We start from the raw sequence: 16,808 nt of genomic DNA, 5'->3' as shown, positions 1-16,808 counted from the left end.
GGTCAGCCCTGCACCGGAGCGGGTTGCCCCGACGGGAGCGGCACCGGCACCGAGGCGACGGCCTGACGCAGCACCTCCGCGGGGGTCATCCCGCGCACCTGGGCGTCCGGGGTGAGCAGCAGCCGGTGCGCGAACACCGCCTCGACGAGCGCCTTCAGATCCTCCGGCATGATCCAGCCCCGCCCGTCGATCAGCGCGTACGCGCACGCCGCGCGGGTCAACGCGATCACGCCCCGGGGGCTGACCCCGACACGCACCTGCGGGTGGGTACGGGTGGCCGCTGCCAACCGGACCGCGTACGCGTAGAGCGGCTCGGCGATGTGCACCCGGCGGGCCATCCGGACCATCTCGCCGACGGTGGCGGTATCGGTGACCGGGGCGAGCGCCTCGGGGGACCGCACTGTCGCGCCGCGCAGCACCTCGACCTCGACGGCCTCGTCCGGGTACCCGACGGAGAGCTTCACCAGGAACCGGTCCAACTGCGCCTCGGGCAGCCGGTAGGTGCCGTCCATCTCCACCGGGTTCTGCGTGGCGACCACCAGGAACGGCGACGGCACCGGATGCCGGACCCCGTCCACAGTGACAGTCCGTTCCTCCATCACCTCCAGCAGCGCCGACTGGGTCTTCGGCGACGCCCGGTTGATCTCGTCGGCGATGACGATGTTGGCGAAGACCGGCCCCGGATGGAACTCGAAGTCCCGGGTCGCCTGGTTGAAGATCGTCACGCCGGACACGTCCGAGGGGAGCAGGTCGGGTGTGAACTGGATGCGCCGCCACTCGCCCTTGACAGTGGCGGCGATGGCCCGTGCCAGGGTCGTCTTACCGACCCCGGGCACGTCCTCCAACAGCACGTGCCCCTGGGCGAAGAGCGCGGTCAGTGCCAGCCGCACCACCTGCGGCTTGCCGAGCACCACCGCGTTGACGTTCTCGGCCAGCCGGGCGGCCAGGGCGGCGAAGCCCTGCACCTCCGGCTGGGTGAGCGGCTCGTGGGTGTTCACGGTCGGTGGTGCTCCTCGCCTGGTGTCCTCAGCAGGTGGGCAGGACGTTGATGTTGTCGCCGCCCTCCAGGTTGAGCCAGGCCCAGGGGATGTAGTTCTTCTTCCCCCCGTAGTTGACCTGCACCCACCAGGTGCTGCGCTTCTCGTTGTTGTAGATGTAGGCGTACACCTCTTCGCCCGACTTCTTGCAGTACGCCTGTAGCCGGCTGCCGGGCTTCGCCCAACCCACCTGCTTGTCGTTGTCCTGTCGGGTTACCGAGAAGATCTCGTTGCCGTTGCGGCCGTCCCGGTCCCGGTCACAGTAGGTCGACTCGGGCCCGGACGCGCCGTTGCGGCAGGTCGCGATCCCGTACTGCGCCTGGGTTGCCTGCGCCCTCTTGGCGGTGCCCTTGCCGGCGGCGTTGCTCGCCGTCACCGTGAACGTGTAGTTGGTGCCCGGCGTCAGGCCCGTCATCGTGATGCTGGAGCACGCCCCGGCCTTCGTCGGCTCGCCCGTCGTGGTCAGCGTGCAGGTGGCCTGACCGCCACCGGCATCCACTGTGAACGTGACAGTCGCCCCGGTGGCCGTCGACGACGAGCCGGTCACCGTGATTCGCGGCTCGGCCACAGTGCGGGCGGTGGCGGTGGCCTCCGGGCCCGGCCCGGCCTCGTTGACCGCCTTCACCTTCACCGTGACGTTCTGGCCGTTGCCCAACCCGGTAACTGTCGTGCGGGTGTCGGTCACCTCGCTGACCCGCCCACCGACGTCCACCAGGTACTTCGTCACCGGCCGACCATTGGCCTCGGCCGGCGCCCACTGCACCGTCACCGCGCCCGGCTGGTTGGCGACGGTGCCGGCGCGCAGGTTGAGCGGCCGACCGGGCGCCGCGAAGGGCACCACGGTGTTGCTGACTGGTGACGCCGCCGACCCGGCGCCCTTGCTGTTGACCGCCACCACCGTGAACGCGTACTGGGTGCCGAACTCCAACTCACCGGCGGGCACCACCAGCTCCGTCTTGGTCGACTCGCCGGCCGGGGCGTTCGTCCCCGCCGAACTGGCCGTCACCGCGTACCGCGCGATGGTGTTGCCCTGCCCGTTCGCCGCCGGCCACGTGACCAGCACCGTGCCGTCCGGCCGCTCTTGGGCGGTGACGCTCGCGGGTGGGTCGGGCACCGCCGCGGTCGGGGTCACCGGGTTGCTGTTGCGCGGCGGGCCGTCGCCCTTGGCGTTGACGGCGTGCACCGCGAACCGGTACGTCTCGCCGTTGGTCAGACCCTTGACCTCCACCGCACGCTGGTTCGCGCCCACCTGCACACGTTGGCCGGCGCCCTGCACCACGTACTTGATGATCTCGGCCCCGTTGGCGGCGGCCGGGCGCCAACTCACCCGCGCCTGGGCGTTGCCGGCGGCGGCGGTGACGCTGCGCGGCGCGCTCGGCTTGCCCACCCGCGGCTTCTTCGGCGGGGGCGGCGGTGGGGGAACCGGCGGTGGGTCGCCGCCGAGCACGTCGTTGGCGTACTTGTTGACCTCGCGCACCTGGTGCTTGTCGTCCACGACCCGGGCGGTCGCCGAGTCGGGGGAGTTGATGAACAGGTGGTTCTCCCGGACCTCCAGCTCCAGTGGCCCGTTGGCCCGCCCGCGGATGGTCTCGACCAGCTGACCCGCCGCGTCGAAGGAGTAGATGGTGCCGGTGGCCTCGTCGGCGCAGTAGAACCGGTTCGCCCAGGCCACCGCCGGACTGAGGCGATCACCCTCACCCGGCACGGTGAACCCGCTCTCCTGCCCACCGTCACCCACCAGCAGCACCCGCCGGTCGGCGGTCACCGTGACCGGCACCCGGGGGCCGCTGGTGCGCGCGGGAAGCGCCGCCGGGCCGGACAGCGTCAGCGGCGTCGGGTGCACCTCACCGTGCTGCACCCGCACCAGCTTCCCGGCCGTCCGGTCGAGCACCGCCACCCCGTCGTCCAGGGTGGAGACGACAAGCTCGTGGCTGGCGTCGGCGACGTCGTACGACTCGACCCGCTGCGGGCTGAGCCCGGCGCCCGCGGGCGCGGCCGACGCCGGCGCGGACGGCAGCTTGGCGGCGGTGATCGCCGAGACGGTGCCCTGGCTGGGCACCGCGATCCAGAGTCGACCCTTACCGTCGAAGGTGCCGCCGGTGATGCCCGGCGGATAGCGCACCGGCTCACCCACCGGGGTCAACGATCGCGGGTCGAGCTGCCGGACGATGCCCTGCACGGCGTCGACGACGAACGCCGCGTCCTCGTGCAGTGCCACACTGACGCCCAGGCCGGGGGTGGTCCGGGTGGTCGCGCTGAGCTGGAGGGTGGCCAGGTCCAGGGAGCTGACCTGCCCGGTCTGCAGGTCCCGCAGGATCAGCAGCCGGTCGGTCTGGGTGATCTGCATCGGGTGCTGCCGGGCCCCGGGGATCTCGGTGCGGGTGTCCACCCGGGCGGTGACCCCGTTCACCCGGGCCAGCTCGCTGCGCGCCGCGCTCCACAGCCAGGAACTCGCGTCGTAGTTGGCCACCGCGTTGTCCGCCGCGCCCAACCCGAGGACGGTCAGCCCCATGGCGGCCAACAGCGCGGCCACCGTGCCGACGGTCACCAGCCCGCCGCGCAGCCGGGACCAGGAGCGGGGGGCCTCGGTCTGTACGGCGTCGTCGATGCTGGCCACAGCCGGCTGCCTCCCCTGAGTCGTGGCAGGTGGCGCGCCTTCCGGCGACCCCTCCCCTGAGCCGGGTGCCATCATATGGCGCTGGTGGTGGCGGGGGAACCCGCACCGTCACCCCTGTGGATACCGAGAGTGTGCGTTGTGGACGTCCAGCTCAGCCCGGTTCGCGCTCGACACGGCGCGGTTTCGGCTCGACTCAGCGCGGCGACGCCCGGCCGGAGGGCTCCCCACTCGACGAGGCTTCGCGCTCCCGCGCGGTGCAAACCTGCCCGGAAGTCGCAAAGCTGTCAGTGGAGTAGACCGCCAACACGGTGAAACAGTGATCCACTCGGGAGTTCAACCCGTTGACCGTGTACGTGGTCCGGCCCGGGTCCACGGTGGCGATCACGCCCAACGCCTGCCCTGCCCTGCCCGCGGCGACCATGAACGGCACCGCGCCGCCGGTCGGGTCCGTCCAGGTCAACGTGATCGTGGCCGAATCGTCGCGCAGCTTCAGGTCGCCCGGCGGAAGCCCGGCCGCCGTCGGCGCCGCCGCCGTCGGCGCGGTCCCGATCGGCGGCGGGTCGTCGCGCGTCAACATCACCGCACCCAGGCCCGCCACCGCCACGACGGCCACCCCGGCCGCCACGACCGCGCCGATCAGCGCCGCCCGGTTGCGGCCCGTCGGCCCACCGTCATCGGCGTACGCCGGCCGGTACGCGTCCGGTGCCGGGTGGTACTGCTGACCCGGGTACGGCGCCTGGTGCTGACCCTGGGTCGGGTACGACGTCTGGGGCGCCGGGGTTGGGTACGGCGTCTGGGCCGGCTGGTGGTGGTACTGCTGGACCGGTGGCGGCGCGGCTGGCGGCGCCAGCGCCGGCTCGGCGCGCGGGGGCCAGGCTGGCTGCGCAGCGGGGCTCGGCTGCGCGTCAACGGGGCCTGCCTCGGCGATGCTCGCGTTCGCCTGGGCAGCCGTGAGGTGCGTTTGTGCGGCGGTGGGGTTCGTCTGCGCGGCGGTGGGGTTGGTCTGCGAGGCGGCGGGCCAGCCCAGGCTGGTCTGGACCTCGGCCGGGCCGCCCTGCGCCGGTACGGACGGCAACACCACGGTCTGGTCGGACAGCGCGCCAGGAGCCCGCTGAGTCGGCACTACCGGGGCGTCGAGGATGCCCAAGCCAGAGTCACCCTTCGTGCCGGTACCGCCCACGTCCATCGTGGTCTGCCCAGCCGCCGGGGTCTGCCCGGTGGTGGCGGCCTGGGCAGCCGTAGTGGTCTGGGTGGGGGAGTCGGCACCTGGAGTTGGCAGGGGCTGCGGTGGGGCGCTGCTGCTCCAGGGCGGTGCGGTCAACCCCCAGGGCGGCACGGGTGGTGCGCTCACCGGAGGCGCGGAGACGGGTGCTCCGTAGGGCGGCCCGGAGACGGACGGCCCGAAACCAGGCGGCGCGGACACCGGGTAGGTGTGCCCGGGTGGTGCGGAGTCGGGTGGGCCGTAGCCGGGCGGTCCGGAGACCGGGTACGGCTGGGCCGGTGGTCCGGAGACCGGGTACGGCTGGCTGGGGGGCGCGGAGATCGGAGGCGGGGTCACCGGCGGGGCGCTGATGGGCTGGGCCGGTGGCCCGCTCACCGGGTACGCCGGCCCGGGGTGGCCAACGGCCGAGGAGGGTCGGCCCGATGACGTCGCCTCGGTGCCGGACACGTTGTGCGATTCGCTCGGCGCCGTTGGCCGTTCGGCGGCTCGGGCGGCCTCCTCGGCGAGCAGCGGCTCGATCTGCCGTACCCGGATGGTGGGGTCGTCCCAGCGAGGTGCCACCACCGCCGGTGTCGCCGGCGGGGCGGTCGACGCCGGGGCGGTCGGTGTCGACGGTGGAGGCGGCACGTCGACCACCGGCGGGGTGGCGTGACCACCAACCCGCTGACGTGGTGCCACGGTCGGCCCGGACGGCGGTCGGTCTGGTGACCGCTGCCCGGCCGTCGTCGGCGGGTCTTCAGCCCTCGGCCGGGGCATCGGCCGAGGCGGTCCAGACGCTTGCTCGTCGAGGCGTTGACGGGGTGGCATCGCAATCGCCGGCCGTGGCGCGTCGGCGCGCGGGCGGGGCGCCGTCGCAGGTCGGGGTGCTGCCGTCAGTGGGTCGGGCGGCGCTGGCGCGATCGAGGAAGCTGCCGGCTGAACGGGCGTCGCCCGAGGGGCTGGGACCGGTGCCGGCGTGACGTCGCGGGGTGGCGTGGGTGTGGCTGGCGCGCGTACCGCTGGAGGAGTTTGTGGGGACGCGGCCGGCGGTTGCGGCGCCCAGGGCGAGACGGCGGGCGGCGGGCCACCGGCGGAGGGCCGCATCGCCGCGAGGGTCGCCAGCGACAGGGTCGGGCCGGCAAGCGCCGACCGGGTGCCCGGCTCGGTCACCGGGTCGACCGGGGCCGGACCGGGCGTCGGCGTGGGGTGCTGCTCGCCCGGCGTCGACGGAGGTGGGCCGAGGTAGTCGCGGGCTGCGCGTACCGCCGGGTGGTTCTCCCCCAGTGCGGCGGGCCCGGCGGTGGCGACGCGGGTGTAGTTGCGGCGGGCCTCGTGCCGGTTGCCGAGTTCCTCCGCCACCTCGGCGAGTTCGAAGGCGAGCGCGAGCATCAGCGGGTCGGAGTGCTCCCAGCGCCGCTCGCCCGCCGCGAAGGCCTCCTCCAACACCCGGCGGGCGGCGAGCGGGTCGTCCCCCTCCCGGTGCAGCCGTGCCAGCAGGTGCGCGGTGTGCAGCACCTCGGGATGGTCGTCACCGTACGGCGGGGGAGCGGATTCGACGGCCTCCGCGAGCAGTTGCCGGGCGGCGCTGAGGTCGCCCGCGGCGCGCAGGGCGAGGGCTCGGTGCTGGGCGGCTGCCAGGGGGGAGGGATGGGACACGTGGCAATGCTGCCGTCAGAGGGCCGCCGGACGCTACCCGGACACGCTCCGACAGCGTGTCGGCGCGGGTGTTTTGAGGCGGCTTGAGCAGTGGCGGAAGCGACGGGGGAGAGGCGCCGGAAGGCGATGTGCATGATCCACGAGCGGCGTGTACAGTAACTCCCCGTGCGGCCCGCTGTGCTGGCTACCGGATGGAAGATCATCTGGTCGGCGAGGTAGGCTGAACGAGTAGGTCCGGGTGGCGGAATGGCAGACGCGCTAGCTTGAGGTGCTAGTACCCGTATAGGGTGTGGGGGTTCAAGTCCCCCCTCGGACACCAAAGTTCGTGGATATCCACGCGAGATCAACTTCCTCTCGCGTGGGGACGCGAGCCGCGACGACTCATATGTGCGCACCGACCCCAGGGAGCCGGCGCCACCTGCGCTGACACCCTCGCCCTCGTGCTGGCGGGGGCCTAGGTGAGCCCCGGCAGGCCGCGCCCTCGCCGGCCCGACGAGCAGCTCGTCGAGGCGCTCATACCCACCCCACTGCCGGTCGCATCGCCGGAGCCGGCACCGCTGCCGACATTGCCCGCGCCCGCCGCCCGCACGAGTGATGGCGTGCTGTTCGATGTTGGCCGCCCTGACGCCGCCGGCCGCGTCACCGCTCGTGCACTGTTGCGGGCCTTGGGCTGGACACCGGGCCTCACGCTGCACGCCGACGTCGTGACCGGCGCAATCCTGATCACCCCGGCCGCCGAAGGCGCGCACGTCGTGGGCACCCGCGAAGAGCTGCCCCTACCGTCCGCCGCCCGACACCTATGCGGCATCGCCACCGGCGAACCCGTCCTCCTGGCCGCCCTGCCCCGCCAGAACCGCATTGTCGTGCACCCCTCAAACACCATCACGGCGGTCCTGGCCGACCTGCACGCCCGCATCCTTGGAGAGCCCTCATGACCATGGATCCCGATCGTGTTGCCACCGCCCGAGCGCTGCTCGAGCACCTCGGCCTCACCGCGGCCGACCTCACCGACAGTAACCGGCCCGCCGTGCCGACAGTCGCCGAGTACCTTCCTGTTGTGGTCGCCGCGGCGAGCCCGAGCACCCGACGCACCTACGGCAGCTCCTGGCGACGGATGGTCGCCGCCCTCGGCGATTGGCGCATTGACGCGATGCGGGCCAGCGACCTCGAAACCCTCATGCGGCAGGCCGCCGCAGGCGCCCGCCCTCGCCGCAACTCCCGAAACGGCCGGCACGCCGGCGAGCACCTCATCGCCGCCGCCCGCGCCTTCTACAACCGCGCCATCGCCGACGGCTACCTGACCATCGCGGACAGCCCCGCCCACCGGGTCCGCAAACCCCGCCGGCTGCCCAACACCCGCCGCGCCCTCACCCCCGACGAACTGTCCGACATCAATGCTGCCGCCCGCAGTGGCGGCAACGACATCGTGCTCGACGCCCTACTGCTGCGCCTGCACACCGAGACGGCCTGTCGACGCGGCGGCGCCCTCGCGCTACGCCTGACCGACCTGGACACCGACCACGCGCTCATCAGGCTGCGCGAGAAGGGCGGCACGCAACGCTGGCAGCCCATCACACCGATGCTCGCCAGCCGACCAAACGATCACGCCCGAGCCCGCGGCGCCGTCGCACCGACCGATGCGCTGCTGCGCTATCGCAACGGCCAACCCGCCACCTATCGGCGCTACGACCTGCTGTGGAGACGCATCGGCCGACAGCTACCGTGGGTCGCCGCCCAGGGAATCACCGCGCATTGGCTGCGCCACACCACCCTGACCTGGGTCGAACGCCACTTCGGCTACGGTGTGGCCCGCGCCTACGCCGGACATACCGACCGCCAGGGACCCGCCACCACCACCTACATCAAGGCTGACCTCCAAGCCGTCGCTACCGCCCTGGCAGCTCTTACCGGTCAGCCACACCCACTGGCCGTCGAACAGCGAGAGCGCCCACGGCCTTCGGTGCAGCCTGTCGAGTCGCCGATCCGGTGAACGTGATCAGGTCGAACGCCACCGATCCGCGTCACAAACGAGGCCGCTGAACTCGATGAACGGCGCGTCACGCCGGCCGGCTCGAACGACCGGTCGTGGTCGCCCCCGGACGGGGACAGCAGCACGTCGAGGTCGTGGCGGGCGGCCGCCTCGACGACGCTGGCGACGAAGCCCAACTGCATGTCGGTCAGCCGCTGGCTGGCCGGGGGGATCACCAGCCCGAGGGTGCGGGTGCGTCCCTCCTTCAGCGCACGCGCGCTGGCGTTCGGTCGGTAGTCCAGCTCGTCGATGACCGCCTGGATCCGCTGCCGGGTCCCCTCCGACACGGTCCGCTTCCCGCTCAGCACGTAGGACACGGTGCTGCGGGACACCCCGCCCGGCGGGCGATCTCCCCGATGTTCATACCGCGCCCTCGAATCGATTCTTGCCCCGAAACGGGCACGCACCCTCTTCCCTGCCGAGCATATCCGTCCGGAAACCCAAGCCCCGAGTCAGCAAGTTCCCCGGCCAGCGGGGCGTCGACCGGGTCGGATGCGACGGCCCGCGCCCGGTAGCGCGACGAATAGAGGGGCATTAATGTAAACAGGTATGACGTGTGACGTCGGTCTGGGTCGGTAGCGAGGCTCGAACCACCGCCGCCCACGGCACCAACCGTATCGAACTGGCTCGGTCCGGCAACACAGGCTCAACCCGCCACCACCACGCTCCACCACACCGCCGAGAGGATCCGATGAATGTGAAGAGACGACTGAGCCGTCTGCTCGCCGCAACGGGAACCCTGCTGGTTCTCGCTGTCGGCGCCAGCATCTACGTGGTCTCGGACGCGCCGGGCGTCGCCCACGCCGCCGGCACAGGACCGTGCGACATCTACGCCTCGGGCGGCACCCCGTGCGTGGCCGCGCACAGCACCACCCGCGCGCTGTACGGCGCGTACAACGGCCCGCTCTACCAGGTTCGCCGCTCGTCGGACAACACCACCCGCGACGTCGGCGTGCTGAGCGCGGGCGGCTACGCCGACGCCGCCACGCAGGACACGTTCTGCACCAACACCAACTGCGTCATCACGATCATCTACGACCAGACCGGCCGCAACAACCGCCTCACCCAGGCCATGGGTGGCGGCGTGCCGGGCCCCGGCCCTGGCGGGTCGGACAACCTTGCCGACGCGAAGGCGGCGCCGATCACGATCGGCGGCCAGAAGGCCTACGGCGTCTACATCGCTCCCGGCACCGGCTACCGCAACAACAACACCAACGGCATCGCGACCGGCGACCAGCCCGAGGGCATCTACGCCGTCCTCGACGGCACGCACTACAACAACGGGTGCTGCTTCGACTACGGCAACGCGCAGACGAACGCCATGGCCGACGACATCGGCATCATGGAGACCATCTACTTCGGCAACAACAAGGTGTGGGGCTACGGGGACGGCAACGGCCCCTGGATCATGATGGACATGGAGTGGGGACTGTTCTCCGGGGTGAACGCGCGGTACAACCCCATGGCGCCCATCAGCCACCGCTTCGTGACGGCCATCGTCAAGGGCGAGCCGAACCACTGGGCGGTCCGCGGCGGCAACGCGCAGTCCGGCGGCCTGACGACCTACTTCGACGGGCGCCGCCCCAACGGCTACCACCCGATGAAGAAGGAGGGCGCCATCCTGCTCGGCATCGGCGGTGACAACAGCAACACCGGCCGAGGCACCTTCTACGAGGGCGTGATGACCTCCGGCTACCCGACCGCGGCGACCGAGGACGCGGTACAGGCCAACATCGCCGCTGCCGCGTACGCGCCGGCCGGTGGCGGTAACCCGACACAGGGCGTCCAACTCGTCGGTGCCCAGTCCAACCGCTGCGTCGACGTGCCGAACGGCACCACCGCCAACGGCACCCAGGTCCAACTCTGGGACTGCGTCGGCAACACCGCCCAACGCTGGACCCACACGGCCGGCAAGCAACTGCAGGTGTTGGGCAACAAGTGCCTCGACGCCAGCGGCCAGGGCACCACCAACGGCACCCAGGCCATCATCTGGGACTGCCACGGTGGCACCAACCAACAATGGAACATCAACTCCAACGGCACCATCACCGGCGTCCAGTCCGGGCTCTGCCTCGACGCCAGCGGCGCCGGGACCGCCAACGGCACCAAGCTCCTCCTCTGGGCCTGCAACGGGCAACAGAACCAGCGCTGGTCCACCCGCAGCTGATCCGTACCACCACCCGATCGGCGGTGCCGCCTCCGCGAGTCTCGCGGAGGCGGCACCGCCCGTGGTGCGGCTCATGCGCGGCGAGTGGGGGCGTCAGCACCCGCAGCGCCCAGCGCGAGAGACCCTCAAACGCGGGGGGCAGGCCATCTTGGGACCATCACGATGCAGACGCGAAGGCCGCCGATGTCAACGCCCATGTTGAGCGGACATAGGACGACGCCGGCGGGATTACTCGGCAACCACGGACTGTGTCGACGCCGTCGGGGCCTTAGGGACTTGTGTTCTCACCCAGCACCAATGCCGGTCAGATACGCCGACGCGAGTGAGCTAAGACGGGTAGACAAGGCAAAGGACGTGGCACAGCGAGCAGGATCCCTACTTCCGGGCGCTCCACGAGACGACCGACTCCCTCATTGGCCGGACGGCGCGGGATGCTCTCGTCCCAGTAGCACTGCTTCGACGGCTGCCTCTATCTGACTGGGCGGCCCGCTACGAGAGGCGCGATCCTGCTCCGCTCTAAGGCCCCTCCCGCCCGGTAAACTGGCGTCGTTTGCATTCCAGGCAGCCGGTGCCGCGACGGCACTGGGGACATGGCCACGGCAGCAGATCTGAACCACGGCGAGCCCCCGCCTCCTCCTACCCCGAGGAGCTACTCGAGGACTCGCGGCCAGCGCGTGCTGGCCGACGCGGACTTGCGGGTGCGGGGCCAGCCCGCGGCTCACCGTCGGTACGGGTTGATGATTTCCTTTGGGCGCAGCGCGGGGGCGGCGAGGTCGCGCAGTGTCGGCGAGGTGAGGTAGAACCTGCCGCGGGTCTCGCCGTGTTGTTCGAGCATGTCCGCCCGGACGAGGGCGCGTAGGTCGCGGGTTGCTTGGTCGTCGGTGAGGTTTTCGTCGCGTTGATAGAGGGTGCGGCGTACTCGGCCGCCGGTGGCGGCGAGGTGTAGGGCGCTGACGACCCGCTCGGGCAGTCCGTTGCGTCGGACCCAGGTGTCGAGCAGTTTCAGACTCGTGCCGAGCGTTCTCGTCGGTGGGGCAATGGATCGTGTCCCCGTCGGACACGAACCATAACCCCACGGTGCGCGCTGAGATCCACTGCAGCGCGCACCGTTTGCGTTTCAGGCTGGTAGTTCAGCCGGAGACCGAGTTGCCGGTAGACCTCGGCCTTGTCGGCGGGATCGGCGTCGCGGAGCACGGCGGTGATGTCGCCGAGCGCTCGCACTAGGTCGGCGACCTGGGAGCGGCTCTTCCGGCGTGGCTCTGTCTGCTGGGCCGTTTGAAGATCGGCTTCGGCTCGTGACCGCGTCCAACGGCATCGAACGGCGCTCAACTGCACCCACCCCATCCTGCGGCTCCACGTTGCAGCAGGTCAGAGTCGGCGCGGTGTCCTTGAACTACACCCAACGGCTGGCTTTCTCCGCGGTCGCGTCGTGCGTGTGGCCGTCCTGCTGGTGGGCAACATCCGATTCCGCGGCCATCGGCAGGACCGCCTCGAGGATCGTGGCCGTCTGTGCAGCCAGCGTTCGGCCCCACACGCGGTATCCAGCTGGACCGGGATGGAAGCGATCCGAGGCGTAGAAGTCGTCTCGTTCGACGGGCAGGTGCCCGACCGGCAGGTGGAACACGCTCTTGTCCCGTCGAGCCACGCCGGTGAGTTGCCGGTCCAGCCGGCGCGCGTGCATCCCAAGCAGCAGCCGCACTGGCGCGGGCAGGGCGGGAAAGCGGTGCACGGGGGGCAGCCCCGCCAAAAGTACAGGGATCGGGGCACCGACCCGACGCCTAATCACCGCCACCAGAAGCTCGACATCGCTCCGAAACCGGCGGGGCCGCCGCAGCCGGACCGCATCGTTGACCCCCACCACCACAAGGACCACCTGCGGGCTCCATCGCGTGTGTGGATCTGTAATGCCGTCCATCAGGTCTGTTCGGATCGTTCTGGCCGTCGCTCCCGATCGTGCCACGACCCGCCAGGACAGGTGCCGCCCAGTCAATGCGGCGAGCGCAGCCGCAGTCTGACCGGCCAAGGCCGTCTGATGGTCGGCAGCACCGACCCCGGCCGCCGCGGAGTCGCCGAGCACAGCTAGCCGAAGGGGCTCTCCGCCGCCGGCCACCGTTCCCCAGTCGTCTCCCTGCGCTTCGGCAAGTCGCGGGATCCGTGCCCGGATCCGAGCCGCACCCAACATGCCACCATCCCCTCATAACGCTGTTATGCCAATAACAGCGTTATGATGAACTCGTGTCAAGAGCGAGTACTGATCAGCGGCAGGAACTCGTCGAAGTCGCTGCTCGGCTGCTGACCGAGCAGGGACCCCGGTCGCTCTCCGCGCGGGCACTGGCACGCGAGACAGGCACGTCCACGATGGCCATCTACACGTACTTTGGCGGCATGCCCGGCCTGGTGAGGGCCGTCATCCGGGAAGGCTTTTCCCGGCTGGCCGACCGGTTGGCGACGGTGAAAGCCAGCGAGGATCCCGTCGCTGACAGCTTCCAGTTGGCAATCGCGTACCGGCGATCCGCGCACTTGGCGCCTCACCTGTACGCCGTGATGTTCGGCGGTTCAAGCATCGCAGGGTTCCAGTTGTCAGAAGAAGACCGACACCTCGGTCTCTACACGCTGCGCGTAGCCCGGGATGCCATCACCCGATGCATCCAGACGGGCCGGTTCCGTCCCGCCGACCCCTGGTCCATCACCCAACACACGTGGTGTCAGCTCCACGGGCTAGTCAGCCTCGAACTTGCCGGCTTCCTCACGTCAGCCCACCCATTTAACGACGAGTTCTGCGGGTACCTACGGGACCTTGCGGTTGGTGCCGGCGACACACTCGAGCAAGCCCAGGCATCGATGGCGCTAGCCCTAGACAGGGTGAACAACACCTGACGGCACCTTGTCGAGCGGCATACGGTTCTCGCGGTTGTGGTTCGGGTCGCGGGCGTACGGGCTCCATGACCTGGCCTCCGACTACGACCGGCGTGGTGTGTATGTGGCGCCCACGCGGGCGTTCTCTCATCTCGACAAGCCGCCCACTCACCTCGACGGCCCAGCGGTGGAGCAGTACTCCTGGGGGTTCGAGCGCTTCTGGCCGCCGTGGGCCGCCAAGGTAGTCTGCGCCCTGCCCGCCCGATGGTCACCGACAGAGCCTCGACGGAGTGCGGCGCGACGGAGAAGCTACGGCTACCGACGCCCGTCCACGCTGATGACGTGTCGTCGGGGAAGGTGAAGTCGTAGTTGTAGGTGGGCTCTTCTCCACCACCCTCGGGAAGGCCACAGGTGACCAACTTGTAGGTGTCGTGCACGACGACCTTCACGCCGGTCAGGACAGCCGGTTCGCCACTGCCGTTCCTGAATGTCAGCACCAGGGGCCGGGCTTCCATGGGCGACCGGCCGGCGGCGGGCGGACCGTCGTCGACCTCCACCTCGACCAGTTCGAGCGTCTCGTCGGGCACCGCCGACGAGGCGCTCGGCGGTCCCGCCCCAGGGGTCGACGGTGACGGGCCGGACGGAGTTTGCGGGTCTGCGACTTGCACGACGCCGATCACCACGGCCACGAGGAGACTCACGGCCCCGGTGATCGTGCCGATGGCCTCCCAGGAACTCCAGTGCCGACGATGGAGCGGTGACGGGAAGTCGACGACCGGCGCCGGGTCAGGCCGGGTCGCGGTGTCGTCCTCGCCCGCATTGCCCGCTGCCTGATGTGACGCGTCATCCGTCATCGACCCAACGGTCCGTCCTCGAGGTGTGTTGCCCCGGTCGTGCGCGCCACGACGGCGACTCAGACGGCAGGATACGACAGACGGCAGGTGGGCAGGCCCCCACACTCGGGCGGCGCCCCGCATCTGCGTGAGGTCAGCCTGCGGCCGAGCGGAAGACCGGGTAGTAGCCGGCCCATGCCCCACGATGAAGTGTCTACCGGAAGTCGGCCGCGTGGTCGGTGGCCCATTGCGCGAATGTCCGCGCGGGTCGGCCGGTCAGGCGCGGGACGATGTCGGCCCACTCCTGGTTCGTCGGGGCGGGATCACGCGCGGATTCCGCCCACATGGTGAAGATCCAGTCGACGAACGTCTCCGGATAGCCGTTGCTGATCCACTCGGCCCGGGCCTCCGCCGGATCGAGTTCGTCGAACCGCACCGTGGCACCGATCGCCGTGCCGATCGCGTCGACCTGCGCGACGGTGGTGAGCGCCTCGGGGCCGCCGAAGGTGTAGGCCCGGCCGGCGTGGCCGTCCTCGACGAGCACCGTCGCGGCGACCGCGGCGATGTCCGCCTCATGGGTGGGTTGGGTGACCGCAGCCCCGTATGGGCGGCGAACCACCCGACCTTTCTTGATGGCCGGGGCCCAGTCCAGCCAGTTCGCGGCGAACTCCCCGGGCCGGACGTGCGTCCATTCCAGACCGGAGTCCTCGACCGCACGCTCGACCGCCAGGTACCCGTCCTCGCTGTCGTCGGTGTCGGCCAGCGCCCCGGACAGCACGACGATGCGCCGCACGCCGGCCCACTTCGCAGCAGCGACAACGTCACGCGCCGTCCGTCCGACCGAGAACAGGTACATCCTCTCGACGCCGTTCAACGACGGCTCCAGGGACGGCGGGTCCGTCAGGTCGCCGCCGACGACCTCCACCCCGTCCGGAAGGCTCGACGCCGACGGCGTCCGCGTGAGTGCGCGGACCCGATGACCGGTCTTCACCAGTTCGGCGACGACGTGTCGGCCCACCATGCCGGTGGCACCCGTGACCAGAATCGTCATCGCGTCACCTCTAGCCGGAAGTCGGCGGCGTGATCGTTGGCCCACTGGGCGAACGTGCGCGGTGGTCGCCCCGTCACCTGCAGATAGGTGTCCGTTGGTGGCAGCGCACCCGTCCCGTCGACCGCGTCGGCGAGCAGCGCGATCATCCAATTGGCGGTCTCCTCATCGAAGCCGTCGCGCAGCCACTGCCTGCGCGCCTCGGTTGGATCGAGCTCCTCGAACCGCACCTGCACGCCGATGGCGGCACCGATCGCGGTGACCTGCTCCGCCTGCGAGACCTTCACCGGGCCGGTGACGGTGTATGCAGCACCGACATGGTCGTCGGTCAGCAGCGCCGCGACCGCCATGTCAGCGACGTCGGCCTCGTGGACCACCGGGTAGCCAGCGGCCGCGTACGGCCCGCGCACCACCCGTCCGGTCCGGATTTGGTCGGCCCACTGCAGCGCGTTGGTGGCCAACAGGCCCGGCCGCACATGGGTCCACTCAGCGCCGGAGGCCTCCACCAGCAGTTCCAACCCGCGGTGCGCTTCCCGCTCCTCGGCCAGGTGCCGCCCGAGGGCGCCGTCGCCTCCGGTTCCGGGTGCGAACCCGGCCGCCGCCGCGGAGTGCACGACGAACCGGGTGACGCCGGCCTTGACCGCCTCATCGACGAACCCATGGTCGGTCGCGGCGTACACGAAGGGGAACAGGTACACCGACTGCACTCCGTCCAGCGCCGCTCGCCAGGTCTCGGGACGTTCGAAGTCTCCCTGGACCACCTCGGCCCCATCCGGCAGCCGACCCGGGTGCGGCTGGCGGGTCATCGCCCGCACCGGTCGCCCGGCCCGGACCAGTTGGGCCACCACCTGGCGACCCACGTTTCCGGTCGCTCCGGTTACTAGGATTGTCACGTTGCTCCTTCTCGAATACCTGGAGTGGGCAATAGACCGCCGCTGCGAATCCACGGCCAATGGCGCGGCGGCGGTCACCACGCAGGCTAGGCGGAGATCTCAAAAGTCGCACATCGTACATATGTGCGACATGCACGGCCACCGGCAGTCCGGTTGCGTCGGTGTTCCGGATGGCGCGGGTACCCCTACGCACGGCGTTGCGCCGCCGGTGCCCTGCGCGCCGCCAGGGTCGACGCCGCCCGGCTGCTTCACCTCGAGGCCCGGGGATGGGACAGCTGCGGGCCAGGAACACCTGACCGCGCAACACCCGGCCCGGCTCAAGCCCAGTGAGTATCCGGATCTGGCCGCAAGGCGGGGTGAACCCCTCGTGCGGCTGTGGGTCAGAATGACGCCATGGGCGCTTCTGACGTTGTAGCGGTCGATCTCACTGGAGACGAGCGGTTCCTGTTGAGCCGTGGGCTGGGTGAGTGG

The 16,808-nt window shown here is 70.7% G+C and carries 11 protein-coding genes, 1 tRNA gene and 1 pseudogene; 6 read left to right on the top strand and 7 right to left on the bottom strand.

Going from position 1 to position 16,808, the window contains the following annotated elements:
- Positions 1–2: 2 nt before the first annotated feature.
- From AB0C19_RS02235 to AB0C19_RS02225, 3 genes are all read right to left on the bottom strand, one after another.
- Positions 3–998, bottom strand: a complete 996-nt coding sequence (locus AB0C19_RS02235) for a MoxR family ATPase (protein ID WP_112583044.1) — start codon at positions 996–998, stop codon at positions 3–5.
- Between the two features lie 28 nt (positions 999–1,026).
- The gene (locus AB0C19_RS02230) at positions 1,027–3,654 is read right to left on the bottom strand and encodes a fibronectin type III domain-containing protein (RefSeq protein ID WP_357178117.1); all 2,628 of its coding nucleotides are present in this window, start codon (positions 3,652–3,654) and stop codon (positions 1,027–1,029) included.
- Positions 3,655–3,847: 193 nt separating this feature from the next.
- Positions 3,848–6,511, bottom strand: coding sequence for a tetratricopeptide repeat protein (locus tag AB0C19_RS02225; protein ID WP_357178114.1), 2,664 nt, complete (start codon positions 6,509–6,511; stop codon positions 3,848–3,850).
- 232 nt (positions 6,512–6,743) lie between these two features.
- Between AB0C19_RS02225 and AB0C19_RS02220 the strand changes: the two genes are divergently transcribed.
- The 3 genes from AB0C19_RS02220 (at position 6,744) to AB0C19_RS02210 (ending at position 8,501) form a co-directional block, all read left to right on the top strand.
- Positions 6,744–6,830: transfer RNA gene (locus AB0C19_RS02220), tRNA-Leu, on the top strand.
- Between the two features lie 280 nt (positions 6,831–7,110).
- Positions 7,111–7,446, top strand: coding sequence for a hypothetical protein (locus AB0C19_RS02215; RefSeq protein ID WP_357178112.1), 336 nt, complete (start codon positions 7,111–7,113; stop codon positions 7,444–7,446).
- Positions 7,443–8,501 carry a site-specific integrase gene (locus AB0C19_RS02210; RefSeq protein WP_357178109.1) on the top strand — a complete coding sequence of 353 codons (1,059 nt, stop codon included), beginning with the start codon at positions 7,443–7,445 and terminating at the stop codon, positions 8,499–8,501. Before AB0C19_RS02215 ends, AB0C19_RS02210 begins: the two co-directional genes overlap by 4 nt.
- Here AB0C19_RS02210 and AB0C19_RS02205 read toward each other — a convergent pair.
- Positions 8,423–8,827, bottom strand: a complete 405-nt coding sequence (locus tag AB0C19_RS02205) for a hypothetical protein (protein WP_357178266.1) — start codon at positions 8,825–8,827, stop codon at positions 8,423–8,425. The genes AB0C19_RS02210 and AB0C19_RS02205 overlap by 79 nt on opposite strands.
- 404 nt (positions 8,828–9,231) lie before the next feature.
- Between AB0C19_RS02205 and AB0C19_RS02200 the strand changes: the two genes are divergently transcribed.
- Positions 9,232–10,707 carry an arabinofuranosidase catalytic domain-containing protein gene (locus AB0C19_RS02200; protein ID WP_357178105.1) on the top strand — a complete coding sequence of 492 codons (1,476 nt, stop codon included), beginning with the start codon at positions 9,232–9,234 and terminating at the stop codon, positions 10,705–10,707.
- A gap of 1,393 nt (positions 10,708–12,100) precedes the next feature.
- On the opposite strand, the gene AB0C19_RS02195 is transcribed toward AB0C19_RS02200, so the two are convergent.
- A complete protein-coding gene (locus AB0C19_RS02195; RefSeq protein WP_357178101.1) occupies positions 12,101–12,889 on the bottom strand; it encodes an SGNH/GDSL hydrolase family protein in 789 nt (262 codons plus the stop codon).
- A 53-nt stretch (positions 12,890–12,942) separates the two neighbouring features.
- Here AB0C19_RS02195 and AB0C19_RS02190 point away from each other — a divergent pair, with 53 nt between their 5' ends.
- Together AB0C19_RS02190 and AB0C19_RS02185 are read left to right on the top strand one after the other, a co-directional pair.
- Entirely contained in the window at positions 12,943–13,584 is a 642-nt protein-coding gene (locus tag AB0C19_RS02190; protein WP_357178098.1) for a TetR/AcrR family transcriptional regulator, read from the top strand.
- A 36-nt stretch (positions 13,585–13,620) separates the two neighbouring features.
- Positions 13,621–13,783, top strand: a pseudogene (locus AB0C19_RS02185) (nucleotidyltransferase domain-containing protein); the annotation flags it as partial.
- Between the two features lie 827 nt (positions 13,784–14,610).
- Here AB0C19_RS02185 and AB0C19_RS02180 read toward each other — a convergent pair.
- Together AB0C19_RS02180 and AB0C19_RS02175 are read right to left on the bottom strand one after the other, a co-directional pair.
- Positions 14,611–15,447 carry an NAD(P)H-binding protein gene (locus AB0C19_RS02180; RefSeq protein ID WP_357178095.1) on the bottom strand — a complete coding sequence of 279 codons (837 nt, stop codon included), beginning with the start codon at positions 15,445–15,447 and terminating at the stop codon, positions 14,611–14,613.
- Positions 15,444–16,337, bottom strand: a complete 894-nt coding sequence (locus AB0C19_RS02175) for an NAD(P)H-binding protein (RefSeq protein WP_357178092.1) — start codon at positions 16,335–16,337, stop codon at positions 15,444–15,446. The genes AB0C19_RS02180 and AB0C19_RS02175 overlap by 4 nt, the downstream gene beginning before the upstream one ends.
- Positions 16,338–16,808: the final 471 nt, after the last annotated feature.

The organism is Micromonospora sp. NPDC048842 (assembly GCF_040649935.1).
GTDB classification, from domain to species: Bacteria; Actinomycetota; Actinomycetes; order Mycobacteriales; family Micromonosporaceae; genus Micromonospora; species Micromonospora hortensis.
Note: the sequence above shows the minus strand (reverse complement) of the source record. Positions and strands in the feature narration are given on the sequence as shown.